A 25,184-nucleotide genomic window follows, 5' to 3' on the forward strand; every position below is an offset into this window, starting at 1 on the left:
TCCAAATTTTTATACAATTATTCACTTTCCAACGCGAAAACCGCAGCTGGATCAATTAATCTTTGCCATAACTTGCAAACGACCTCTCGGGTATCGCGCCAATCTGCTGCACTAACTTGCATACTGTGGTTTGCAAGGGCTAAGCGATGGCTCTCGGCTCGTTCACTGAGATAGGCTTGAATCAGAGCAGATACATCGTTACTGGATAAGTAACCGGCTTTTGCAGCATCTTCTAAAATTCGTACATTGTCGGAATAATGGGCGAGATCTTTATTCGTCCCACTCCAGGCTAACACGGCATACTGTGCCATAAATTCTATGTCAACGATACCTCCTGCATCCTGTTTTAAATGAAAAATTCCATCTTTTTTCTGTTCTTTAGATGACCCAAGATGATCCTTCATTTTTTGACGCATTTTCAATACTTCTGCACGAACCGTCTGCTCATCTCTCGGTAAAGTTAGAATGCGACAGCGCAATTGTTCAAATTTATCTCGTAAAGTTTGCTCACCTGCAATTGAGCGTGCACGCACTAAAGCTTGATGCTCCCACACCCAAGCACGTTTTATTTGATATTGTTCAAATGCTTTCAAACTGGTGACTAATAACCCCGCTTCACCGGATGGTCGTAAACGCGTATCAATTTCATACACACGCCCATCTAAAGTTTGGGTCGTCATTAAGGACATAAATTTTTGTGCAACACGCATAGCGAATTCAAAACCGCTGATAACTTTATGACCATCCGTGTCTGCCTGTTCATCCATATAATGAATGAAGACTAGATCTAAATCTGACCCATATCCCAGTTCAATTCCACCGACTTTTCCATACCCCACCACCACAAATGCTAAATGACTCAATGAGCATCTGTTCCCTTCCACATCCAATGGATAGCCGTGTTTTTTAGCCACCGTTTGATAGGCCAAATTGAGAGTGGCACTGACGGACACTTCAGCAATATCGGTTAAGGCATCAGACACCTTCATTAACGGACTTTCAGCCAATACGTCACTGGCAGCCACAGTCAGGACATTGGATTTTTTAAACAATCTTAACACCCGCATCTGATCTTCAACTTGATCTATTTCAATGCGTAATAATTGTTGGCGTAATGAATCTTCTAAATCTTGGCGCTTCGGCAATTCAAAATCCATGGATAAAAATTCATCAAGCAATACAGGGTAATGCGTGAGCTCTTCACAAATCCACGGGCTGACCGTTGCCATTTTCACCAAGCGTTGTAAGGCACCTTTACTTTCAATCAGCATCACCAAATACACAGTCCGACGCATGACAGATTCAATTAAAGGCATTAAGCGCAGCAATGCAATTTGTGGTTTATCTGACTGTAAAACAACTTCAATTAAATGTGGCCAAAACTCTTTTAAACGCTGTACCGCTTTAGCAGGTAATTTCTTAATCGCATGACCAAACCAAAACTCATGAATTAAGTTTTTAGTTTTTTCATCAAGAACCACATCCAATTGCTTTTCCAATTGACCAAAGTTTTCAACTGTAGCATCCAAACCTTTTTCTTTAATAAGATGCTCAAATTGGTAAATCACTTTGCTACGCTTTTGATTCAAACACGCAATGAATGCTTCCCAACTCTCAAAACCCAATGTTTCACTCATTCTATGGCGTAAATCTGGCTCTGTAGGAAGTGACTGTGTTTGTTGGTCATTTAATGCCTGAATCGCATGTTCAACACGGCGCAAAAATAAATAAGCATCCTCTAAGTCTGAGACAGCATTTTGTTCTAAAAGCCCCACCTGACCCAAATGCTGCAAACTGACTAAACATTGCCGATCTTGTAATTCTAGTTTTGAACCACCGTAAATTAACTGGAAAACTTGGACAATAAATTCAACTTCTCGAATACCACCGGCACCTAATTTAATATCATCTTCAATATTACGGCGTGTAACTTCACGCTCAATCATGGCTTTCATTTCGCGCATCGCTTCGAATGCAGTGTAATCGACATATTTACGAAACACGAAAGGACGAGTCATCTCGAGTAAATCATCGCCCTCCTTACCCCCCGAAACAATGCGGGCTTTAATCCATGCATAACGCTCCCATTCACGCCCATGCTGGCTCAAATATTTTTCCAGCGCGACATGACTGATGGCTAAGGCAGAACCATCACCCCAAGGGCGCAAACGCATATCGACCCGAAAAACAAAACCATCTGCCGTGATGTGGTCAAGCAGATAAATCAACTTTTGCCCCCAAAGAATACAAAACTGTTGCACATCAATCGACTTGCGCCCATTGCATTCACCTTGTTCATCAAAGGCAAAAATTAAATCAATATCACTGGATAAATTCAGCTCTTGTGCACCCAATTTCCCCATGGCGATCACAATCAGATCTTGCACCTTACCGGAATAACCGATCGGCTCTCCATGTTTCGCCACCAACGGAGCACGTGCAAAAGCTTTTGCAGCAATAATACTGGCATCGGCAAAATCGGAAAGCTCACGCGTTAATGTCACGACCTCAGTCATTTGATTGGCATCTTGCCAAATCCAACGAAACATTAGACGAGCACGCAATACACGAATTGTATGCATCCACGTCATTTCATCATGAATGGAGACTAAAGCGTCTTGTACTAGATGCTGAATCTTTTCCGTTGAGAAGGAACTACTAAATTGATCAACTGCATAATCTTGTTCTAAAACAGCTTGATGTAAATTTAATACTTGTTCTGCATACTGACTTGCACGTAAAGTTTTTTGCAATTGTTCAGCGTTCATCGGAAAAGCCTGTACGTCTTAATTATGTTTTATTTATAGCAGGTGAAAACTAATTTGAGAAAAATTAATTTACTTTTATTTGAATTTTAAATGCTTATTGATGTAAATACTCTTGCACCTGCAAAACAGAACTCGTCTTTGCCGCTGTTGGTAATAATACTTTAAATGTGGTTCCTTCACCCTCTTTCGATTGCACGGTAATTTTCCCGTAATTTAAATCGATAAATCGTTTACACAGCACCAATCCTAAACCCGTCCCTTTTTCGCCCGATGTCCCCTTTAGACTCACTTGAATATGCGGATCAAAGATCGTTTCGATTTGCGTTTTTGTCATACCTAAACCCGAATCTTGAATCTCAACCTCTACACCCTGTGCGGATGATCTGGCGCGAATCGAAACTTTGCCCGAGCCATCAACATGGGTAAATTTTAAAGCATTTGACACCAAGTTCTGAATCACCGATGTCATCATATTGATATCTGCAAACACCTTAATGTCCTCAGAAACATCTTCGATCAGTTCAATATTTTTTTTAACTGCAAGCGTATTGAGTACTGCATAAACAATTTGCGTCACTTGCTTTAAATTAAAATGGATTGGGTGATAGACAAAACGACCACCTTCAGCCATGGCCCAATTCAACAAATTTTCTAACAAGTTATAGGTCGACTGAGTCGTATCATGCAAATATTCAGCAATATTTTGAATTTCAGGCTCAGCTAAAGTATCGCGCTCTTCTGCCAAGACCTCAGAGAAGCCAATTAAACCATGAAATGGCGCGCGTAAATCATGCGCAATAATTTGGAAAAATTTTGTCTTACTTGAATTTAATGCAGATTGTTGTTCGTATAATTCTTTTAACTCATCATATTCTAAACGCAACTCAATAATATCCATGATACTCATGGCAAACTCTTGTACCAGTTCTAAATTTTGCGCACTGTAGGATTCTTTTTTTTGATCAAATAAAATGACTTGACCAATAGATTCCGTCGTATTGATTTTTAAATCAAAAGCGACAATTCGATGATGCTTAACCCCAAGATCTTGAATATGTTGTGAAAAAGCCGGAAAGTTCTCATGATGCAAATCAAGCACCCAATCACCTGCAAAATAAGGCGTTAAATTGGCTTCTTTTTTTGCCTGTAATGCTTTAAAGCCATCCTGAGATGAATACCAAATATATGGCTCATGATGAAAAGCTAAAATTGCACAATCTGCTTGTAAAATCCCTCGTGCACATTTTAAAAACCCATCAATACGATTATCTGCGGTAAAAACGCCTAATAACAAAGATAATTTGCATGCACTGAGTTGATCAGCCTGACCAAGTTCTAAAAATTCTAGCCTCATACCCCGCCTCTCTAGCAATGATGAGTATTTTATTTATATTTTTACAAAACTTACACAATCCAATATATCAATAATATTTTTAAATTCATACTGTTTCGTTAAGAAGAAACACTGAATAGATTTCTTTATCGAAAGCAAAACGTTATTTATTTCACTTCACGCTTCACTTTAAAGTTATTTTTAAAATACAAACAATAACTTATTATAATAAAAAATAAATACCATGCAATCTAATCACATTTTATTGAGACAATAAAAAACCCCAAGCCTTTAGTACAAGCTTGGGGTTTTTAGAATCTCATGATTCTGAATTTGGTCCCGAGGGTCGGACTCGAACCGACACGTCATCTCTGACAGCGGATTTTGAATCCGCCGCGTCTACCAATTTCACCACCTCGGGAGAGGTTGTGTGCGTATAATAGCGTGTTTGATTTTGTTGTCAACGACAACTTTTTACAATTGGTTATTTTTAAATCACAATTGGTTATTTTGATGTATAAATCAGCAATTTTAGCCATCAAATCGAAAAAAGACTATACTAGCTCCAGTTTTTACTTCGCAGTTTTTATCGTATTCCATGATGCAACTTTCTGACTTTAATTTTGACCTCCCCGATGAACTTATTGCCCGTTATCCTTTAGAAACTCGCAGTGCTTCTCGCCTCCTTCATTTAAATACCAGTGGCAGTTATCAAGATCTTCACTTCACAGATATTTTAGATCTGTTCGAAGAAGGTGATTTAATGGTGCTGAATGATACTAAAGTGATGAAAGCTCGCCTTAAAGGTAAGCGCGCTACTGGTGGTGCCGTTGAAGTTTTGGTTGAACGTATTTTTAATCAAACAATTGCGCATTGTCATATTAAAGCCAGTAATTCACCCAAAGCGGGAGCTGAACTCTTTATTGGTGAAGATGCAATTAAAGTCACAGTCATTGGTCGTCATGAAAATTTGTTTGAAGTTGAATTTTCACAACCTATTTTGCAAGTTTTAGATCGTTATGGCCAACTACCAATCCCGCCTTATTTCAATCGTGAAGCAGAAGAAATTGATACCGTTCGTTATCAAACCGTATTTAATGATCCCACCAAACTAGCCAGTGTTGCTGCACCGACAGCAAGCCTACATTTTGACCAAAACTTATTAGATCAATTGGAACAAAAAGGCATCCATAAAGCTTTCGTGACATTGCATGTGGGCGCAGGCACATTTTTACCTGTACGCACTACAGATATTGCAAATCATGTGATGCATAGTGAATGGTGCGATGTGCCAGAAGCAACTGCCAAACTCATTCAAGAGACCCAAGCACGTGGTAATAAAGTCATTGCCGTTGGGACCACTGCGACTCGTGCATTGGAAAGTGCAGCTCAAGCCTGCGGTGGCAAAATTGGTGCGTGGATGGGTGATACACAAATTTTTATTTATCCAGGTTATCAATTCTGCGTGGTAGATCGATTAATCACGAACTTCCACCTACCTGAATCAACACTATTAATGCTCGTTTCAGCATTATCCAATCAAGAAAATATTTTAAATGCTTATCAGCATGCAATTGCTCAACAATACCGTTTCTTTAGTTATGGTGATGCTATGTTGGTTGATCGAATCTAAAGCTGAAATAAAAGAGCTGGCAACAACCAGCTCTTTTATCAATAAAAATACTCAAAAATTTAAAGAGATAGAATTTCAAATAGATTGTTTTTAGCGCATAATCCAGCACATTACGATTTAATACTTGTGCTTAAATCCCCTTAACTGCCACTTAAGCTCATACAGATTTCATGCCTCTAGATACCGTACAGTACATTCTTCATCTTAGAACTAAAAAAAATAAACAAGTCATGGAAAATATCGCGCGTCTTTGGGATATCGGCAGACAAGCAACGTCTGCACAAGATATTTTAGATGCCTTACATCCTTGGGGTACAAGCAAAGATTTATCCTTTTATAATACCATTCCACGCTTACTCATTATTATTGCTGTTCTAACCATCCTTATTGGCTGGTTTATTCATCCTTATTTCCCCTATCCTTTAAGTTTGCTGGCAAGTTTCCTCTGTGGTTTCCTTGCTTATCTTATCTATGAAAGTGAGGATCCTATTGTGGAGATCACTCAATATTTAGAACAACGAATATTATTACTTCGCTACGATTTACACTTTAATAAGATGCCAAGCTATATTTCAGCCACCAGTAATCCATTATTGGTCCTGAGCAAGTTGAAACAAACTTTTCCTTTGTTTTCTCAAGGCAATGTTTCTAATGAAATTATCCAGTTTGCATCTACAACTTGGCATGATGGAGAAATTGAGCACCAAGTGATGCTGTTTCAATATCACTATGCCAATGAACTCTCTATACGTGGTTTAGATACTGAAAAACAAAAAATAAAGGAAATCCATAAAGATCAATGGGGGGCTTTTATCTTTCAAATGCCAGCTTTAGGTTTTGCTGCCAGCAATCAACATGATGAGTTTATTTATCCGTATACCCAAACTTGGTTAACCAGTGATATCTTAGTCAATCAAAACCTACATATCTTTGGCTATGATCAGCATCAACTTGCACGAACCATTAGCCCCAGTTTAACCTTAAAGTTAAGTGATTTTTTTGAGCATTATTCAGGTGATGTGGTCTATCATTTTCAAGAGAATATACTCTGCTATATTGGTGAGCAAAACTTATTACGTGTATCTCGAAAGAAACAAGACATCACCGATATTTCTGTATTAAGAGGCCATTTGCGTACATTGACCTTACCTGAATATGAAAATTTCAAACAGAGCATGCTAAACTTAATTGCATAACAAATAAACAAGGAATAACGACTATGGGTTTATTGATTTTTATTGGTATTTTTGTTATCGCTGCAATTTGGGCGATTTCAATTCGTAATAACATTGTTCGTTATTTTAATGCAACCAAACGAGCGTGGGCTGAAGTGGCCAATTTTGAACGCCAAAAAGTTAAAACTTTGGAGGCTTTAGAGCAAACGCTAGCGCAATACACTCACTTTGAAAAATCGACTTTAGAAAAAGTGACAGAATTACGCCAACAAATTTTGAATTTAAATCTCGATCATGCCGATGTCTCACATTTACAACATATTGAAAAGCTCAACCAAGATGTGATGCGTAGCTTAAATGTCGTGATTGAAAACTATCCAGAATTAAAAGCAGATACTTTGTATGCAAAGATGATGGATGATATTCAAGAACAAAATGAAAATGTCGGTGCTGCGATTACCATCTTTAACCGAAATGTCGAAGAGTTTAATAACACCATTCAAATCTTTCCCAACAACCTCATTAACAGTGTAACTTTGGCAAAGAAGTCGATTCGTCCATTTTCAGATTCAATTACGTTACAAAATTTTGACTATCGACCTAATTTTTAACCCGTTCACGATACACATAAGCTCATAACTGCATAAGCAATCATTAAAAAAATCCTTATTGACTGATCTCATGAAAGAGAAATATCCTGAATTGTGCTATTTCTCTTTCAATCATTCTATAAGATCAATATGAATTAAAAGTAATGCCGTTCAACAACTCAGATCTAGATTAAAACCTTACAAAACACTTGTTCTTACTCATCCATGCACTCATGTTGAATCAAATAGAAATGATGAATTGCATAAAATCATTTCGCACTGCATCAATCTTTTAAGTACATCAAAATACTCTAAATACTTCATCATAATAATATTGTAAATTTTGTGGCATCCAATCTCAGAATCTAGGAAAATAACCCCCTTTTGCAACACCATCAGCGAACTGTTTTTTCGCTAGATCTGGATATTTTATGAAGTTTGAAAAATTAGGTCAGTCGGGTCGTGCCCGTCGTGGTCGTTTAACGCTTGAACATGGCGTAATTGAAACGCCTGTATTCATGCCTGTCGGTACTTACGGCACGGTTAAAGGTATGTTGCCACGTGATATTGAGGATATCAAAGCTCAAATTATTTTAGGTAACACATTCCATCTTTATTTACGTCCTGGTTTAGATGTCATTCGTGAACATGGTGGCTTACACGGTTTCATGAAATGGAACAAACCCATTTTGACCGATTCAGGCGGCTTCCAAGTGTTCAGCTTGGGTGCTATGCGTAAAATTAAAGAAGATGGTGTGACTTTCCGTTCACCGATTGATGGTTCAAAAGTCTTTTTATCGCCTGAAATTTCAATGGATATTCAACATACTTTGAATTCCGACATCGTCATGATTTTTGACGAATGTACACCTTACCCAGCAACACATGAAGAGGCGCAAAAATCATTACAGCTTTCTTTACGTTGGGCGAAGCGTTGTAAAACTCAACATCATGATGTGTTAAAAAATAAAAATGCCTTGTTCGGTATCATCCAAGGTGGCATGTATGAAGATCTTCGTGAAGAATCACTTAATGGTTTAAAAGAAATTGACTTTGATGGCTTTGCGATTGGTGGTCTTTCTGTGGGCGAGCCCAAAGAGGAAATGATCAAGGTCTTGGATTATCTTCCAGTAAAAATGCCGGCAGATAAACCACGCTACTTGATGGGTGTAGGCAAACCTGAAGATATTGTTGAAGCCATTCGTCGTGGTGTCGATATGTTTGACTGTGTCATGCCAACACGTAATGCACGCAATGGTCATTATTTTGTCACCGATGGTTTAGTCCGAATTCGTAATGCACAATATCGTCACGATCAACGTCCACTAGATCAACACTGCGATTGCTATACCTGTAGCAACTTTTCTCGAGCTTACTTATTCCATTTAGAAAAATGTGGTGAAATGCTCGGTTCAATGCTGGGAACCATTCATAATTTACGTTATTACCAACGTTTTACTCAAGATATCCGTGATGCATTAGATAACGGTACTTTTGATGACTATGTAACTGATTTTTATCAGCGTCGTGGTTTAGACGTTCCGCCTTGCCCTGAAGACTAATATTCAAATATAAAACAGCATTGAATATTCCGTCATCAGTATTTGCGCTCAAACTCAAGACAATGTAAATTGCAGAACAAGTCAATTTAAATGTCATGTGGTTTTTGTTATTTCAAAATATATAACGTTATTAACTAGAAATTTTTTCAGTTGTAACCATATTGAAGTCTCAACGACCACAAAAAGACACCCGTTATTTAACTTTAGGAAACTAAAATGAGCTTTTTTATTTCTTCTGCTCACGCTGCACCAGCAGCTGCACAAGGTCCAAGCATGATGGCAAACATATTAATGATTGCTGTATTTGTAGCAATCTTCTATTTCCTCATTTGGCGTCCTCAAGCAAAACGCGCAAAAGAACATCGCAACTTAGTTGAAAGCTTAGGCGTAGGCAGTGAAGTTGTATTTGCGGGTGGTTTAATGGGACGTATCACCAAGATCGAAGGTGATTTTGCAGTCGTTGAGCTAAACCGTGGTAATGAAGTTAAAATCCAACGTGCGAGTGTCATTTCAGTATTGCCTGAAGGCACACTAAATAACCTTTAATCATAAAACAGTCGTGCTACTAGCACGACTTTTTCATTTTAAGAAGAAAGCAAATGCGTTACCCTGCATGGAAATATATACTGATTTTGGTTGTTTTAATCATCAGTACATTATACGCACTGCCAAGTTTGTATCCTGATGAACCTGCTGTTCAAATTTCTGGTGCCAAGGCAGGTACCGTCATTGACCAGACCGTTATACAAAAAGCAGAGCAAATTTTAAAAAACGAAAATATTAGCAGTCATGATAATACTTTCACCAAAAATGCCGCACTCCTACGTTTAAGCACATCAGAGGCTCAATTAAAAGCCAAAGCAGCTTTAGCCAATGGACTCGGTGAAAATTATACAGTTGCATTAAACCTTGCACCAACCACACCTGAATGGTTGCAAAAAATTGGTGCTAAACCAATGAAGCTGGGTTTGGACTTACGCGGTGGTGTTCACTTCTTACTTGAAGTAGATATGGACAAAGCTGTTGCACAACGTATGGAAACATCAGAAACAGATTTACGTCGTGAGTTCCGTGACAATAAAATTAAATTTAATAATTTGTCATTAAATAACAATGTCATCACTATACAATTTGCAAATAATGATGACCGTACCAATGCGATGGATTTTTTACGCCGCAATGGGAATAAATATACGCAGCAAGCGATTGCAACCGATACAGGTTCTACACTGAAGTTGACCTATAACGATGCGACGAAGCAAGAAATTCAATCCTATGCATTAAACCAAAACTTAACCACGTTACGAAATCGTATTAATGAGCTAGGTGTTGCCGAAGCATTGGTGCAAACGCAAGGTAGCAACCGCATTGTGGTTGAACTCCCGGGTGTACAAGATACAGCCGAAGCAAAACGTGTTTTGGGTCGTACTGCAAACTTAGAATTCCGTTTAGTTTCCGATTTAAATGATCAATATGTCGATCGTTATACGGGTAAGTTAAATGGGCAACCTTTACCTCCTGGTACAGAAGCTTTCGCTTATCAATCACTGGATAGTGGTCGAGAAATACTGCTCAATCGTAGCCGGATCTTAACTGGCGAACGCGTTCAAAATGCAGCGAGTGGATTTAGTCAAGATTCTGGTGGTGCTGAAGTTAATATTACTTTGGACAGTGCTGGTGGAAAACTTATGGCAGATGCAACACGCAATGCTGTAGGTAAACGTATGGCCATTTTGTTTATTGAAAATAAACAAAAAGTAAGTACTGTGACCGATCCTGTAACAGGTGCACAAACTGAAGTGCGTACCCCTTATGCAGAATCAGTTGTGCTCAGCGCACCAAACATTCAAGCTGTACTCGGTGCACAATTCCGTATTACTGGAATGAGTTCACCTCAAGAAGCGGCTGAACTTGCGTTAATGCTTCGTTCTGGTGCTTTAGCTGCACCAATGTACTTTGTTGAAGAACGTGTCGTGGGGCCAAGCCTAGGACAAGAAAACATTGATAAAGGCGTACTTTCAACGCAAGTCGGTTTTATTCTTGTCGCTTTGTGGATGGTTGCCTTCTTCCGTCTATTTGGTCTGATTGCAGATTTTGCCTTAGTCATTAACTTGGCGATGATTCTGACGATCATGTCTTGGATTGGTGCATCACTCACCTTACCGGGTATTGCGGGTATCGTGATTACCATCGGTATGGCTGTTGACGCCAATGTCTTGATTTGTGAGCGAATACGAGAAGAAATACGTTGGGGCGCATCACCTAAGCAAGCCATTATTGCGGGTTATGATCGAGCCTATAATACTATTTTAGACTCGAATTTAACCACCTTCCTCGTGGCATTCATTTTATTTGCGATTGGTACTGGTCCAATCAAAGGCTTTGCCGTAACACTCATGATTGGTATTGTATGCTCGATGTTTACAGCGATTACTGTAACGCGTGCTATCATCCAACTCATTTACGGTAAAAAACGTAATTTGAAAAAGTTGAGCATTTAGGAGATCGATGATGACTGAAGTGACTCAACCTAAAAAATACGGTCGTCCAGATGATGAACGCATAATTAATTTTATGAAGATTGCCAAACCTGCGGCAATCATTTCCATCATTTTGACCATTGCCAGCTTGTTCTTCATTACCACCAAAGGTCTCAACCTCGGGTTAGACTTTACGGGTGGTATTTCGGCTGAACTTAATTACAGCAAGCCAGTAAAATCGGCTGAAGTTGTGGCAGCTTTAGATAAAGCAGGCTTTCATGATCCTGTCGTGCAAACGATTGGTACTAATCGCGATCTTATCGTTCGTATGCCTGCACAAGATGATGTTAAGGTCGATGATTTAAGCAATGCCATTACCAAAGCAATCCAATTACCAGACAACACGGCAATTGTGCATAAAGTAGATGTTGTCGGTGGACAAGTCGGGAATGAACTTTACATTCGTTCAGCGGGTGCTGTAGCACTTGCTATGCTACTGATGCTGGTTTACGTCACCATTCGCTTTGAGTTTAAATTGGCTGTCGGTGCGGTACTTTCGCTACTGCATGACGTGATTGTGACTTTAGGTATTTTTGCCATGATGCAATGGCCATTTGACTTAACTGTTCTTGCAGCGGTCTTGGCTTTAATCGGTTTCTCACTCAATGATAACATTGTCGTATCAGATCGTATTCGTGAGAATTTCCGAAAAATTCGTGGTGCAACACCTTTAGAGATTGTCAATATTGCATTGACTGAAACCCTAAAGCGTACCTTTCATACCTCTATGACCTTATTGCTGGTTGTTCTAGCCATGATGTTCTTGGGTGGGGATGGCTTACATTGGTTCTCAGTCGCGATGTTTGTTGGTGTATTTGTAGGTACATATTCATCAATCTATATTGGTACAGCTTTTGCGTTATGGCGTGGTCTAAACCGTCAGGACTTTATCGTACAAGTTAAACCTGAGTTTGATGAACAAGAAATTCCTTAATCGTTCAAAACAAAAAAAGCTCATCATATGATGGGCTTTTTTTGTTTACGATGCTCATATTCAGGGCTAATAATTAACTTGTTAATGCTGGATCACTTGAATCTGTGGAAAAGAGAATCCTTTACAGGACTGCTCTGCTCTCCAAGCAACGGTAAGCATGCAATGTGCAAGCTGATAATTTTGATAAGCAAATATACCAATCTGAGGGTGCTGACATATTCCCCCATCGCTTAAAGCATGGGCTTGAGTATCTAACTCATTCAAACTTAAACGAATACCTAAACCTGATGCTTTAAGTACAGCTTCCTTTGTCGTCCATACTTTAAACCAGTACACAGGATCAAAATCCAAAGCTTCCCATGTCTGATATTCATTAGGATGAAACGCATGTTTCGCCAAAGCCTCAAAACGTACTTTACGATCTAAGTCTTCAATATCAACACCCAGATCTTGGACATGTTGTGACAATGCAAGCGTATAATTTTTTTGACTATGCGAATGATTGAATGAATATTTTGGAAAATTGAATAAATATGGTTTTCCATGTTCAGTTTTAGCAAAGTCTTCAGTTGAAATTTTTTGAAGAAAAAACGTCGTTAAATACTGATTACGTTGTTGAGCAATACATCGTTTTTTATAGCTATTAAATGTAGAAAAATCAACAAAGTTAGATCGATCTAAAGGTATAAATTGAGTTAATATTTGAACATGAATTTGAATCGTGCGCTGTGTCATTAACCCAATGTATCCTACTTATGCATCAAAACTTAACAATATCGCCTTTCAATGCGACACCAGCAATCGCTGCCCCTTTGTGGCATTCATACGTTGTGGTACTTTGAGTTTCCTTAGATTTGTAATAACTGACTAAATTAGTGACCGCATTAGCACCTTTCGCTTTCGCTGTATTTTGAAATTGAATCAATGCAGAACGAAGTACATGGTCACATGCATTTTCAGCCGTTTTAGCAAATCCATTGGTTTTTTTATTAGTGACTAAACCCTTTGCAATGATGTGCCCCCCAGATTTTGTTCCCGCTAAATAAAACTTAACTGAACCATCTAAAGTTCCATCTGCGACAGCTCGCTCTACCGCTTCTTTAAAATTAAAATGATGCGTCTCATCAGCAGCTTGAGCGGAAATAATTCCCCCACAACATAATATGATCGCTGCACAAACTTTCTTTATTAGCATTGTAATATCCTATTTTCTATTATTAGATACGTTTAAAAATAATGGAGGTATTAATTCCTCCGAATGCAAAATTATTACTCATGAGTATTTCAGCATTTATATAGCGAATCTGACCAACAATATAATCTAAATCTCCACATTGTGGATCGATATTATTGAGATTTAAGGTTGGAATAAAACTATTCCGATGCATCATTTCCAAACACAGCCAAGCTTCAATTGCGCCACAAGCACCTAAAGTATGTCCAAAATAGCTTTTCAATGAGCTAATCGGCTTTTTACCTAATACCCTTGCCGTTGCTTGCGTTTCTGCAATATCACCCTGATCCGTTGAAGTACCATGTGCATTGACATAATCAATTGCATCAGCCGAAATATCGGCATCTTTAAGTGCCAATTGCATACAGCGCCCCATCATTTCAGAATCTGGTCGTGTTACATGTTGACCATCGGTATTGCTGCCATAACCAATAATTTCAGCATACATTTTTGCGCCACGGGCTTTTGCATGTTCATATTCTTCTAGGATTAAACAACCCGCACCTTCACCAACAACCAATCCATCACGATCAGTATCAAAAGGACGCGGAGATTTTTCAGGTTGATGATTCATACCACTTGTAGCCAGTAGCACATCAAAGACAGCCGTACCTGCTGCACTCAACTCTTCTGCACCACCCGCAAGCATCACCGTCTGTTTACCATATTTAATGGCTTCATAGGCTTGACCAATCGCCATTGATCCTGAGGTACAAGCGCTTGAGGTCGGTAAAGTCAGCCCTTTTAAACCAAAATACACAGTCATATTCACAGCACTGGTATGTGACATCATTCGAATATAAGTGGTCGCATTCATTTTCCCCATATTTTGGTCTAAGAGCATACTGCCAAATTCAGCCACCGCATCGACACTACCGGCAGATGAACCAAAAGCCACCCCAGTTTCACCATTAGCTAAAATAGGATCATTCAGTAATCCAGCATCGGTTAATGCTTTTTCTGCACTAATCACAGACATCAATGCGACGCGCCCCATTCCACGAGTCACTTTACGATTAAAATGCTTAGGCACTTGAAAAGATTCGACTGGCCCTGCAATTTTACATCTTAAGTCAGTGAATATCTCCCATTCTGGCATATAACGTATGCCACTTTTTGCTTGTGCAAATTGGGTAAAAATAGCATCGGCCGTTTCTCCCAAAGAGGTAATACCCGCCATTCCAGTAATAACAACACGTTTCATTAAATCAGCCCTCCATTGACTGAAATAACCTGACGGGTGATATAGCTCGCTTCATCGCTACACAAAAATCTTACAACACTCGCGACTTCATCAACATGCCCCATCCGTTGCATTGGAATCATATTCAGTGCATGTTGCTTCACCTCATCGGTGACCATTTCTGTTTCGATCAACCCTGGTGCAACGCAATTTACGGTGATTTTGCGTTTTGCCAATTCTAAAGAAAGTGCTTTGGTCGCACCAATCAATCCAGATTTCGCTGCACTATAATTGACTTGTCCACGATTTCCCATAATTCCTGATACTGAAGACATGGTCACGATTCGACCACCCTTTTTTAAACGAATCATCGGCATCACTAGCGGTTTTAAAATATTATAAAAACCATCTAAAGACGTACTAATGACGTCATCCCAATCTTGATCGGTTAATGCAGGAAAAGCGGCATCATGGGTCAGACCCGCATTCAAAACGACGCCATAAAATGCACCATGCTCAGCAATATCCTGCTCAAGCAACTGGCTCGTTATAGTACGCTCTGTCACATCACATAATAAATAATGACTATTTCGACCGAGAGCTTGAATCTGCTCCACCACAGCTTGCGCTTCTGCTTGTCTTGACCGTGCATGTATAGTCACGTCAAACCCTGCTTGCGCCAATTGTAAAGCAATCGCTTTACCAATTCCTCGGCTTGAACCGGTTACTAAAATTCTTCTCGTCACAGTATTACCCTAATTATTTTATATATTGCCAAATTTTGATTCAGATGCTTCTACAGGTTCATACACACTGAGCATGGCTTGGATAGTATGTGCCTCATACAGTATTTCACAGGAAAACTGGCCTAAACCTTCATGTAAGTATTGTCTTTCTACTTTAATTTTAACTATTTTTCCAAGTTCAAAATATGCCACAGGCAAAATCAACTTACGTGTACCGAGCAAAAAACCAATTTTAGGTGTTTGTCCTAATTTTTGACCTTGCGAACCCGCATATAAACTGACTGTTTGTGCCATAAGTTCAATACTGGTCCACGTTGGCAGCCCATACTCTTCACAAAACATTAATTCAGGTGTGATGAATAATTCAACAATTGCGAAGTTATCCCCAACTTCAAGGATATGATCAATAAAAACCATGGGCTTTTCATGAGGAATAAAATCAATTGCATTCACTGGAGTCATTATGGTCATTTCATTTTTGTTCCAAAGATTAGGCTGATATTACTGCCACCAAAAGCAAACGAGTTTGACATTACATAGTCGATTGACTGATCCAATTGAGCTATTTCAACATAATTCAGATCATCCAATTCCGCATCCAACACACCTTGATGATGCAACGGCAACCAACTTTGATCCCTTAAAACTTGCATGCAAATAAAAGCCTCTATTGCACCTGCCGCACCTAAGCAATGTCCAGTCTGATGTTTGGTACTGCTTAATGGCACATTGAAATCTTGAAATACTTGGCGTACCGCTTTAACTTCCATTGCATCATTTTGCAGTGTTGCCGTGCCATGCATATTTAAATAGCCAATTTCACTCGAATGAACCTCCGCCATCATGAGTGCTTTTCGCATAGCCTCAGCCGCCCCTTGACCCTCAGGGTGAGGTGCTGAAATATGCCATGCATCCATTGATTCACCTGTTGCAAGTAACATAACATCAGCATTTTCTTTGGATAATAAAAACAACGCAGCGGCTTCTCCAATATTAATACCATCACGCTGCTGACCACATGGTCGGCAAATATCATTAGATAAACTTTCTAAACTATTAAACCCATTTAAAGTGAGTTTACATAAAGTATCTACACCACCCACTAATACTGCATCAGCTAGTCCTGCATTAATTAAACGTTGCCCTGCTGCAAATGTTTTAGCCCCAGATGAACATGCAGTCGAAATGGTATATGCCAAGCCCTCCCAACCTAAATACTGTTGTACAGCTTTGGAAAGACATCCCATTTCTTGCTTATGCTGATACACCTGTACCTCAGGATTCCCTTTAAAATATTCAGCGAGAACCGGCTCATTGTCAGCAATGCCTGAGGTCGATGTTCCCAAGACAATGGCTAGACGAGATCTCTCAAAATTTTGCACATATTGCTGGATCTCTGGCTCGATCTTTTGCAAAGCAGTCAATGCAAAACGTAAATTACGGCTATCTACAGATTGTAATACTTCAGGCACTTGCTCAATTAAGTCAGCTTGAAATGCCCCAACCCATACACTCTTTTCAGGAATCAAACCACTCGTGAACGTTAAACTCGTTTTTTGTTGGATAAGATGCTGTTGCAATTGTTCTACTGTTGAACCTAACGCAGACAACCCCACTGAAAATTGAATTCCAACTGCAGAATTTTGTCGCTTCATGATACTTTCATCTATTTTTTTAATCATGATGATACTCTATTCATTATTTTCTAAAGTATTAGGTACTGTACTAAACACCATTTGATAAGGCACTTGTACATTATCAAGTTCGATATAATCTGTAAGATCATGAATGTGCAAAACAGGCTGTTGATTTATCAAAATACTTTGATTTTTTTCACCATCGTATTGAACGGCGACCCGATCATGCTGTAGTTGAGCAAAATTTGGATACGTTGCAAATAAAATATCACGTACCACAAAATTGAAAGGCAATAACTTCATTTGCTCAATCCGTTGTTCTACGTAAACCTGTTGACCATCAAATTTCAGTTTAAACAACTGTTGCCCTGTTAAACTTAACGCAACTAAATCCAAACTTAGCCCATGCTGCTGCTGATATAACAAAAAACTAAAACTTTGCTGTTTCCATTGCACTTCAACCTGATCTTGTCGTTGGTAGGATTGAACTGCCCATTGCGCCGATGCCAGACCTTGGGCTTTCGGTATCCATGCCTGGCATCCACTTAAATTTAATCCAAGCATAATCCCAAACAATCCGCCAATCCATTTCAATTGCATCACTCCATCTCTACCACTTTTTCCTGAGAAACTTCTTCACGGCAATATTCTGCCAAAGTACTTAAACGCTGTCGTGCATTTCGATGGATTGGATTTGCATCATCCCATGCATAACCTGCTAGAAGTGATGCAATCATTCTGCGTATTTTATCATTTTGATTATTGGAAAATACCACATCTTGGAATTCACCGTCATACCATGCCTCCACATACGCACGGAAGACTTTAATTCCCTTACGTAATGGTTTTTCATATTCATCCATCCAATTCACGGCTTCACCACGAATAGTACGATCGACCAAAGGTACAGCTAAACTCGAAGATTTTAACGCAATGGTTACGCCTGACGAAAACACTGGGTCTAGAAACTCCCCCGCATTCCCCAATAGGGCAAAATTCTGACCTGCAAGCTGTTTTACATTGGCTGAATAACCAACCAAAGTCCGTACTGGAGTATCAAACTTCATCTGGCGTAATACATGCGATAAACTCGGTTCATCCGCAAGAATCCGTTTAAATGTCGCTAATAATGTTTCTGAAGTTGTATCATCAAACTGATACTGATCAAAGAAATCCTGTTCAGCAACAATACCAAAAGAAGATCGGCCATCTGCAAATGGAATTAACCAATACCAAGCTCGATGATCTTTTTCATGTACAGAGATCAGAATTTTTTCACGATCAAATTCGGGATCATCTAGAATTCCATCTTCAATATGGGTAAAAATAGCGCGCCGTACAGGAAAATCGGAGGGGCTTTCTAAGTCCAAAAATTTTGGCAAAATACGCCCAAAACCACTAGCATCCAGTAAAAATTTAGCTTGGATCTGATACTGTTCACCAGCTTCATTACTCACCGTTAAAACGGGCTGAGTGACTGCAACATTTACGGCAACAACTTCATGTCCAAAACGAATATCAGTGCCTTTATTTGCAGCCTCTGATGCTAACAAATGATCAAAATGAGCACGGCGAACTTGCCACGTTGTTCCTGGGCCATCGGTAAATTTTTCTGTGAAATTATAAAAACTGCGTTGCTTTCCTCTTAAAAAGGCAGCGCCATTTTTAAATTGAAACGCATATTCCTCTACATGATCACGTACCGTTTCGAGTAAACCCGCTTCTTCTAAAAACACCATGGATTGTGGTAATAATGACTCCCCAATTGAAAATCGGGGAAAATGTTGTTTTTCAATAATCATAACCGCATAGCCTTTTTGTCGTAACAAGGCCGCTGCTGAACTTCCCGATGGCCCTGCTCCAATAATCACCACATCGGTATATTGTAATAAATCCATTCTATTCCCCTATTTTTCAGCTCTTTGGCTGATTATTTAAAATGACACGATGCTGTTGATCTGCTTGAGTAAACAATGTCGCATATATAAATGAAAAAATGACTCCCAACAGGACGGTTAATCCAAAACAATGAATCGCATAAGTATGACTAAATGACAATAAACCAAAGCCAAGCAAGGTCGACATCATACATAAAAATAATGCCATTCCAACCACCTGCGGATGATCATGTCCATGCCGATAAAAAATCGCATAGTCCACACCAATCCCAATAATCAAAAATGTGCCCATAATACTGAATAAATTAATTTCTATTCCTAGCCATGCCTGCACGGCAAAGGTACTTAACAGGGCTAAGCTCACTGGTAATATCAACGGAATAATCGCATTGAGTCCATAAATAAAAGCCAAACCAAGCGTTAATGCAATCAAAGCATAAGCCAATAAATATTGTGCTTGTATGCGATGCTCTTTAAACAAATGGGATAAATTTTTGACGGGCTGCAAAAGTTTAATGTAGCCATTTTGCAAGTCTTGCAGTGCTTGCTCATTTTGAATACCTTGCAATAAAATCAGACGTTCTGTTGCATTTGGCTGTAAAAAAGCAAAAGGATGTTGGCTAAATTTCGACAAATTCAAAATTGGTTGTGTAGACAAATGCACCTGCCAATTGAATACGTCTTGCGGATTCAATTGCAGCGCTTGTGCATAGAGTATCAAGTCTGACTTTGGAATACTTTGGAGTAGCTGAATATTTTGCTTTTGCTGAAGTTCCGAAGGTATAGATTGACCAATTGCTTGAAAACTATGTACAACGCCCTGCATTTTTAAATCTGATAACTGCTGAATTAGTTGCTGCTCAAGCGCTTCAACCTCAGCAGAAGTTTTCGCTCGAATCACAAAATAATCACTGCCTTGTTCCTGACCAAAACGTTCGCGCACATAATGATCTTCCTGTTTGAGTTGTTGATCCATACTTTGTAAATTACGAATATCATCATTACTTTTTAAAAAATAAACACTCCCAAGTCCAATCAATACAATCAGTGCAATACTCGAATAACGTAATTTTTGATGTTGTAAAAAATAACATCGGGCATCGCCAATAAACTTTAACGTTTGAATAGCTGGTTCAGCATTTAATGCTTTTAAACGAGGTAACAATAAGATACTGGTCAGCCATGCCGAACTTAAACCCACCATTGAAAAAACGGCGATTTGTTTAAAACCAGGAAAAGGAGTAAAGGTTAGAAATAGGTAAGCCACCAATGTAGTCATTAATCCCATGAATAAACTGGGTAAGACTGGTTTTAAAATTGAAAATCCATCGATCTTGCGATGCTGTGATTGCAAGGCCATAAAGTAGAACGAAAAATCGACACACACCCCAACTAAACTTGCGCCAAAAACCAAGGTCATTAAATGAATTTCACCAAATAACCAATGTGTGACAGCAAAAGCCAATAAACACCCACTACTTACGGCAATGAATTCAGTCAACATCGGGCGTAATGATCTAAAACCAAACCAAACCAGTAGCAAAACGCCAATACTAGAACCTAAGCCAATACTAGAAATCTCTTTTTCAGCCGACTGCGTACCAAAATTGGAGAACAATAACGTACCCGTCCAATGGGTTTTCACATTAAATTGTGCTAACTGTTGATTGAACTGCTTCATCCAAACTTCAGTATCTTTTTGATAATCAATATTGTATGGACTTTGCGTTAGCTCTAAAGTAAAAAACCGTGAAATCGTATTTACATCTTTTAAGGTGGCGAAGCCTTGCTCCATTTCTATTGCAGGATTACTTTGTTGATGTGCAAGCCCCATTGCAAAACGAGGGAATAATAACAAGGGATCATTTTTGAATAATTCAGCGGTGATTGGCATCCCCGGACTCATTACTTGTAATAAACTCTGCTCGGTCAATGCCGAATAATCTTGTCGTTTTAAATGTTCAACATCTTCAGCTGCAAGCAAGCCAGCATGGTGCTGAAATAGGGTTTGTACAAATTGATCGGTATCTAATTGTGGCTTTAATGGTTGCCACAAAGTACTGGCTTGAACCTGCTGCTTGAGTAACTCCGTTGCATGCACTAAGGCTTTTTCATCAGGTGTATCAATGACTAAAAAAACTTTATTGTTCAACTGTTGATTAACATATTGCTGGGTATTTTCCAGTGCCTTATCTTGATTTTTTTTGGGTAGTAACGCAAAAATATTGGTTTGAATATGAATATCATTGTGTAGCCAAGCCCAGACTAAATTACTGGCCACAATCAATAAAACAACTAACCAAAGCGCTGAAAGCTTATTTTGCCAATTGGAAAAGTGCATGTTCCGCAGCCGTTAAATTTTGTGGTTGAGCGCTGTGTTGACTAAACTGAATCACAGTTGAATTATTGGCTTGTTCCGTAATCACGATTTGATCAACAAAATTTTGACCTTGGGCTTCAATACGCACGAATAGTTTTTTAAATAAACTGCTTTTAGGCGTTAAGATCATATTCCATTGATTTGTAGCATAGCGAGCAGAAACAATATTAAAATTTTTCGCCAAGGCTGTTTCATCACCTGACATCAATTGTAAAAACATAGTCGCCACTGAGCCATATGGTGTTTTATTCATCTCAATCTGACTAAATGTGCGTTGCGTTTTCTGTACTAATTTTTGTGGTGTGACAATTAAACTGGCTTGCACAGGCCGTTGAATTTGCCAGAGTACACCTTGTTGTTTTGAAAATAAAACACTGCCATTTGATACAAAAGTTTTATTTAAAGATGCCAATTTCTTTTGCTGCTGAAACTGCGCACGAACGAGAGCTGTACTAGATAATTGCTTAAATATTTGAGCAACTTCTGTATTTTGCGCACGTGCAAAATTTGAAAAGGAGAAGCAAAGTACCAAACATAGCAGCAGTCCTAGCAATTTTAGTAATAACTGGATGTGCTGTAACACATCAACTCTATCTCGCAATAGGATTGTGGAATGATTCATCTCTGTTCTTCTCTATAACTTAATGTGATTCAGCTAAAAATGCTGACCAAGCGTTTAAACGTTCAAATAACACGGGCGGTGACTGAAAGCACATTTCACGGCTTTGCATCTGTACTGCAACTTGCGTGGTATAACCTTTGGTTAAACGCCGACCTGATTCTGCATCAAAAATAAGATATTCAATTTTTAAACGGTTTTCCCATTCTTTTAATTGCGCGCGTATACGAATTTTTTGCTGGAATTCGATACCTTGTACATAACGAACATGGCTTTCAATGACTGGCCATGCATAGCCTGAATCTTTCATTTGCACATAGTTATAATTAAATTCATTTAACAATTTACAACGAGCAATTTCAAAGTATTTTAAATAATGCCCATGCCAAACAATATTCATACTATCCACATCATGGAAAGGAATTTCAATAATCACATCAGCATGCATAATCATTTTCCATATTCAGTGCATTGAATGCATCACAGTGTAAAAACTGCAATTGCTCAAAGCGATCAACCAAGGTTTGTAAATCATTTTGCAATGGTCGATCTTCCTCTACAAAGGTGAAGCTTTCATGCACCCAGTTTTGGAATTGTGTTAATACTTGAGTTAAGTTTTTCGATAGACCTTTAAGCTGAATGGCTTGCACACTGGCACAACACAGTGCCGCGAGCACTTGTTCCGTCAGTAAAATAACGCGACTCGCATCCCGCGCTGCAATGGTTCCCATACTGACTTTATCTTGATTATGACATTCTGTAGAACGTGAGAAAATTGAAGCAGCCAGCGTCTGCTTTAAAGCTTCAGCAGTCCAAGCAGATACCCCAATTTGCACGGCTTTAAAACCGTGGTTTAGCGCTAAACGTTCTGGACTCGAACCTGTTAAATTTCGAGGCAAACCATGATTCATTTTATGGTCCACCAATTGTGCCAATTGCCGATCAAGTAGATCTGCAATATTGGCAATCATAATTTTCAAACTGTCCATGGCTTGCGCGATATGACCACCATAGAAATGACCACCATGTAGGACACGCAAGTTCACTGGATCAATGAGAGGATTATCATTACTCGAGTTTAATTCATTTTCAATAAACTGACGTAACCAGACTTTTGAATCTTCAAATACACCAATAATATGTGGCGCACAACGTAATGAATAGCGATCTTGTAACCTTGGGCTTTGATGTGCTGTTTGGACTTCACTATTCAGCCATGTCCGTAGTTGTGAAGCGATACGCTGTTGTCCTTGATGTGGTTTTTGTGCAAAAAGTACTTCATCAAAATGACTAGGGTTACCTTCTAAAGCTAAAACATTCATCGCAGTAATGAGCGTGCTAACCAAAGCGATTTGTTCTGATTTTTTATAGTTTAAGCAGGCAATTGCAGTCATAACTGCCGTACCATTCATTAATGCTAAGCCTTCTTTAGGGCGTAACACCAATGCAGACATCTTTTTTTCTGCATAGACTTGTGAGATTGGAACGATATGTTGTTGATCATGCAAGTACACATCCCGCTCACCAACTAAAGCACCTGCAATATAGGACAATGGTGTTAAGTCACCACTCGCACCTACAGATCCCTCCGAAGGAATAACGGGAATAATCTTTTCATTTAACATCCAGACCAATCGTTCTAATAATGCAAATGATACTCCAGAGTAACCACGGGCTAATGAGCACAAACGTGTGACCACGACAGCACGTGCTGTTACTAAATCAAGATTTTGACCTAAACCACAGCCATGAAAACGAGATAAATGTAATGGAAGCTCATGCACTTGATGTGGTGGAATTTCGACTAAACATGAATCACCATAACCTGTAGTAACCCCATAGATGACCCCTTCTTCTTCAAGCAGCTGATCTAAAAAATCTGCCCCACGTTGAATCAAGGTTCGCCATTCACTTGACTCAGGCAATGCCACTTTCACCTGTTGATGTGCTACACGAATCACATCTTCAATCGTTAATAGGTTTTCCCCTACCACTAAAACTTGCATATTATTTTTGTCCAATTACTTCTTCCAAAAATGATAAAAATTAAACCATTGATAAGGTGCACGAATACAATGCTGTTCCAGTAAAGAGACATATTGACGCGTGAAATTTTGCATTGCGTGTAACCGCGTAGCTCTTGGTAATTCAATCTGATCAGCCAATTTATGGATATGCACATCAAAACTATTTTTAATTCGGTAACAAAATACAGCGAGCACGGGTACTTTCAGTAAATTTGCAAGAATCCAAGCCCCTTGTGGCCATTCAGCATCTTCGGCTAAGAAACTCACTGTTTGTACTCGAGCTGACTGCACTGGAACTCGATCGGCAGCCACAATAATCCATTCACCTTGTTCTAATTTATCATGTAACTGAAATGCTGTTTCTAGTCCCAATTCATCGACAGAAATCAAATGTACGTCCGCTTTGGTATTGAGCTTTTTTAAAAATTGATTAAATTGTGTCGCATGCTTTTGATAAACCAAAATATTAATTTTCTGCTTCTGTTCTGACTTAATGGCACGCAATAATTCGATATTGCCAAAATGTGAAACGACAATAATCGCCCCCTTTTGATAATGTGCCCGAAAATGTTCATGACCACGTAAATTCAGTTTCTTTTCATCAATATGACCGAGCCATCCCTCAATTTTATCGAGGATACATTCACCAAATTGCATCAAATGTGTATAAGTATTCGTTATGGATGGTTGATCAATAAAAGGAGTTTGGTTACCTGCAAAAGTATGTACTTTTTTTAAATAGCATAATGATGCCTGTCTTGCCATTTTAGAAAACAGCCAATACCACATAATCACAAAATATAAGACAAGACGACATAAAAAGCGCCCACCCAAACGGTAAAACCCAAGCATAAGCATTAAAGGGAGCATGCCCCCCTTTTCTTTGAGTTCGCTCCATTGCGAGGAATGATTAGAGTTAACCATG

At 39.0% G+C, this 25,184-nt stretch carries 22 protein-coding genes and 1 tRNA gene; 7 read left to right on the top strand and 16 right to left on the bottom strand.

Annotated elements, in window-relative coordinates:
• Positions 1-17 precede the first annotated feature (17 nt).
• The 3 genes from glnE to B9T28_RS01640 form a co-directional block, all read right to left on the bottom strand.
• Positions 18-2,768: a bifunctional [glutamate--ammonia ligase]-adenylyl-L-tyrosine phosphorylase/[glutamate--ammonia-ligase] adenylyltransferase gene (gene glnE / locus B9T28_RS01630; protein WP_086202216.1), complete on the bottom strand. Its 2,751-nt coding sequence runs from the start codon at positions 2,766-2,768 to the stop codon at positions 18-20.
• A 94-nt stretch (positions 2,769-2,862) separates the two neighbouring features.
• Positions 2,863-4,122 carry a sensor histidine kinase gene (locus B9T28_RS01635; protein WP_086202217.1) on the bottom strand — a complete coding sequence of 420 codons (1,260 nt, stop codon included), beginning with the start codon at positions 4,120-4,122 and terminating at the stop codon, positions 2,863-2,865.
• 313 nt (positions 4,123-4,435) lie between these two features.
• Positions 4,436-4,522, bottom strand: a tRNA-Leu gene (locus tag B9T28_RS01640).
• 180 nt (positions 4,523-4,702) lie between these two features.
• Between B9T28_RS01640 and queA the strand changes: the two genes are divergently transcribed.
• From queA to secF, 7 genes are all read left to right on the top strand, one after another.
• Entirely contained in the window at positions 4,703-5,734 is a 1,032-nt protein-coding gene (gene queA / locus B9T28_RS01645) for a tRNA preQ1(34) S-adenosylmethionine ribosyltransferase-isomerase QueA (protein WP_086202549.1), read from the top strand.
• A 170-nt stretch (positions 5,735-5,904) separates the two neighbouring features.
• Entirely contained in the window at positions 5,905-6,930 is a 1,026-nt protein-coding gene (locus B9T28_RS01650) for a hypothetical protein (RefSeq protein WP_086202218.1), read from the top strand.
• 23 nt (positions 6,931-6,953) lie between these two features.
• The gene (locus B9T28_RS01655; RefSeq protein WP_086202219.1) at positions 6,954-7,520 is read left to right on the top strand and encodes a LemA family protein; all 567 of its coding nucleotides are present in this window, start codon (positions 6,954-6,956) and stop codon (positions 7,518-7,520) included.
• A 410-nt stretch (positions 7,521-7,930) separates the two neighbouring features.
• Positions 7,931-9,061 (top strand): tRNA guanosine(34) transglycosylase Tgt, encoded by a 1,131-nt coding sequence (gene tgt / locus B9T28_RS01660; RefSeq protein WP_086202220.1) that lies wholly within the window; start codon positions 7,931-7,933, stop codon positions 9,059-9,061.
• Positions 9,062-9,277: 216 nt separating this feature from the next.
• Positions 9,278-9,607 (top strand): preprotein translocase subunit YajC, encoded by a 330-nt coding sequence (gene yajC, locus B9T28_RS01665; protein ID WP_086202221.1) that lies wholly within the window; start codon positions 9,278-9,280, stop codon positions 9,605-9,607.
• Between the two features lie 53 nt (positions 9,608-9,660).
• Positions 9,661-11,562: a protein translocase subunit SecD gene (gene secD / locus B9T28_RS01670; protein ID WP_086202222.1), complete on the top strand. Its 1,902-nt coding sequence runs from the start codon at positions 9,661-9,663 to the stop codon at positions 11,560-11,562.
• A gap of 7 nt (positions 11,563-11,569) precedes the next feature.
• On the top strand, positions 11,570-12,535 hold the full coding sequence (secF, locus tag B9T28_RS01675; protein WP_171263425.1) for a protein translocase subunit SecF: 966 nt from the start codon (positions 11,570-11,572) through the stop codon (positions 12,533-12,535).
• A gap of 81 nt (positions 12,536-12,616) precedes the next feature.
• Here secF and B9T28_RS01680 read toward each other — a convergent pair whose 3' ends face one another.
• The 13 genes from B9T28_RS01680 to B9T28_RS01740 form a co-directional block, all read right to left on the bottom strand.
• Positions 12,617-13,270 (bottom strand): 4'-phosphopantetheinyl transferase family protein, encoded by a 654-nt coding sequence (locus B9T28_RS01680; protein WP_086202224.1) that lies wholly within the window; start codon positions 13,268-13,270, stop codon positions 12,617-12,619.
• A 25-nt stretch (positions 13,271-13,295) separates the two neighbouring features.
• Complete coding sequence (locus tag B9T28_RS01685; RefSeq protein ID WP_086202225.1) at positions 13,296-13,730, bottom strand: excinuclease; 435 nt, start codon at positions 13,728-13,730, stop codon at positions 13,296-13,298.
• Positions 13,731-13,752: 22 nt separating this feature from the next.
• Positions 13,753-14,973 (bottom strand): beta-ketoacyl-ACP synthase, encoded by a 1,221-nt coding sequence (locus tag B9T28_RS01690; RefSeq protein ID WP_086202226.1) that lies wholly within the window; start codon positions 14,971-14,973, stop codon positions 13,753-13,755.
• Positions 14,973-15,698 carry a 3-ketoacyl-ACP reductase FabG2 gene (locus B9T28_RS01695; RefSeq protein ID WP_086202227.1) on the bottom strand — a complete coding sequence of 242 codons (726 nt, stop codon included), beginning with the start codon at positions 15,696-15,698 and terminating at the stop codon, positions 14,973-14,975. Before B9T28_RS01695 ends, B9T28_RS01690 begins: the two co-directional genes overlap by 1 nt.
• Before the next feature lie 18 nt (positions 15,699-15,716).
• Positions 15,717-16,160, bottom strand: coding sequence for a hotdog family protein (locus B9T28_RS01700; protein WP_086202550.1), 444 nt, complete (start codon positions 16,158-16,160; stop codon positions 15,717-15,719).
• Positions 16,161-16,165: 5 nt separating this feature from the next.
• Entirely contained in the window at positions 16,166-17,353 is a 1,188-nt protein-coding gene (locus B9T28_RS01705; RefSeq protein WP_086202551.1) for a beta-ketoacyl-[acyl-carrier-protein] synthase family protein, read from the bottom strand.
• A 36-nt stretch (positions 17,354-17,389) separates the two neighbouring features.
• The gene (locus B9T28_RS01710; RefSeq protein ID WP_086202228.1) at positions 17,390-17,935 is read right to left on the bottom strand and encodes a DUF3261 domain-containing protein; all 546 of its coding nucleotides are present in this window, start codon (positions 17,933-17,935) and stop codon (positions 17,390-17,392) included.
• Entirely contained in the window at positions 17,935-19,233 is a 1,299-nt protein-coding gene (locus B9T28_RS01715) for an NAD(P)/FAD-dependent oxidoreductase (RefSeq protein ID WP_086202229.1), read from the bottom strand. Before B9T28_RS01715 ends, B9T28_RS01710 begins: the two co-directional genes overlap by 1 nt.
• 16 nt (positions 19,234-19,249) lie before the next feature.
• Complete coding sequence (locus B9T28_RS01720) at positions 19,250-21,574, bottom strand: MMPL family transporter (protein WP_086202230.1); 2,325 nt, start codon at positions 21,572-21,574, stop codon at positions 19,250-19,252.
• Positions 21,549-22,184 carry a LolA family protein gene (locus tag B9T28_RS01725; protein WP_434057114.1) on the bottom strand — a complete coding sequence of 212 codons (636 nt, stop codon included), beginning with the start codon at positions 22,182-22,184 and terminating at the stop codon, positions 21,549-21,551. Before B9T28_RS01725 ends, B9T28_RS01720 begins: the two co-directional genes overlap by 26 nt.
• A 70-nt stretch (positions 22,185-22,254) precedes the next feature.
• Entirely contained in the window at positions 22,255-22,680 is a 426-nt protein-coding gene (locus tag B9T28_RS01730) for an acyl-CoA thioesterase (protein ID WP_086202232.1), read from the bottom strand.
• The gene (locus tag B9T28_RS01735) at positions 22,670-24,238 is read right to left on the bottom strand and encodes an HAL/PAL/TAL family ammonia-lyase (protein ID WP_086202552.1); all 1,569 of its coding nucleotides are present in this window, start codon (positions 24,236-24,238) and stop codon (positions 22,670-22,672) included. Before B9T28_RS01735 ends, B9T28_RS01730 begins: the two co-directional genes overlap by 11 nt.
• 15 nt (positions 24,239-24,253) lie before the next feature.
• Positions 24,254-25,183 (bottom strand): lysophospholipid acyltransferase family protein, encoded by a 930-nt coding sequence (locus B9T28_RS01740; protein WP_086202233.1) that lies wholly within the window; start codon positions 25,181-25,183, stop codon positions 24,254-24,256.
• Between the last annotated feature and the right edge of the window lies 1 nt (position 25,184).

This window comes from Acinetobacter silvestris, assembly GCF_002135235.1.
GTDB classification, from domain to species: Bacteria; Pseudomonadota; Gammaproteobacteria; order Pseudomonadales; family Moraxellaceae; genus Acinetobacter; species Acinetobacter silvestris.

Coding starts and splice junctions, on each gene's coding strand:
- secD (WP_086202222.1), top strand. CDS start 9,661: ATGCGTTACCCTGCATGGAAATATATACTGATTTTGGTTGTTTTAATC.
- queA (WP_086202549.1), top strand. CDS start 4,703: ATGCAACTTTCTGACTTTAATTTTGACCTCCCCGATGAACTTATTGCC.
- B9T28_RS01690 (WP_086202226.1), bottom strand. CDS start 14,973: ATGAAACGTGTTGTTATTACTGGAATGGCGGGTATTACCTCTTTGGGA.
- B9T28_RS01655 (WP_086202219.1), top strand. CDS start 6,954: ATGGGTTTATTGATTTTTATTGGTATTTTTGTTATCGCTGCAATTTGG.
- tgt (WP_086202220.1), top strand. CDS start 7,931: ATGAAGTTTGAAAAATTAGGTCAGTCGGGTCGTGCCCGTCGTGGTCGT.
- B9T28_RS01735 (WP_086202552.1), bottom strand. CDS start 24,238: ATGCAAGTTTTAGTGGTAGGGGAAAACCTATTAACGATTGAAGATGTG.
- B9T28_RS01635 (WP_086202217.1), bottom strand. CDS start 4,122: ATGAGGCTAGAATTTTTAGAACTTGGTCAGGCTGATCAACTCAGTGCA.
- glnE (WP_086202216.1), bottom strand. CDS start 2,768: ATGAACGCTGAACAATTGCAAAAAACTTTACGTGCAAGTCAGTATGCA.
- B9T28_RS01730 (WP_086202232.1), bottom strand. CDS start 22,680: ATGCATGCTGATGTGATTATTGAAATTCCTTTCCATGATGTGGATAGT.
- B9T28_RS01650 (WP_086202218.1), top strand. CDS start 5,905: ATGCCTCTAGATACCGTACAGTACATTCTTCATCTTAGAACTAAAAAA.
- B9T28_RS01720 (WP_086202230.1), bottom strand. CDS start 21,574: ATGCACTTTTCCAATTGGCAAAATAAGCTTTCAGCGCTTTGGTTAGTT.
- B9T28_RS01685 (WP_086202225.1), bottom strand. CDS start 13,730: ATGCTAATAAAGAAAGTTTGTGCAGCGATCATATTATGTTGTGGGGGA.
- B9T28_RS01705 (WP_086202551.1), bottom strand. CDS start 17,353: ATGAAGCGACAAAATTCTGCAGTTGGAATTCAATTTTCAGTGGGGTTG.
- B9T28_RS01715 (WP_086202229.1), bottom strand. CDS start 19,233: ATGGATTTATTACAATATACCGATGTGGTGATTATTGGAGCAGGGCCA.
- B9T28_RS01710 (WP_086202228.1), bottom strand. CDS start 17,935: ATGCAATTGAAATGGATTGGCGGATTGTTTGGGATTATGCTTGGATTA.
- B9T28_RS01740 (WP_086202233.1), bottom strand. CDS start 25,183: ATGGTTAACTCTAATCATTCCTCGCAATGGAGCGAACTCAAAGAAAAG.
- yajC (WP_086202221.1), top strand. CDS start 9,278: ATGAGCTTTTTTATTTCTTCTGCTCACGCTGCACCAGCAGCTGCACAA.
- B9T28_RS01700 (WP_086202550.1), bottom strand. CDS start 16,160: ATGACTCCAGTGAATGCAATTGATTTTATTCCTCATGAAAAGCCCATG.
- B9T28_RS01680 (WP_086202224.1), bottom strand. CDS start 13,270: ATGACACAGCGCACGATTCAAATTCATGTTCAAATATTAACTCAATTT.
- secF (WP_171263425.1), top strand. CDS start 11,570: ATGATGACTGAAGTGACTCAACCTAAAAAATACGGTCGTCCAGATGAT.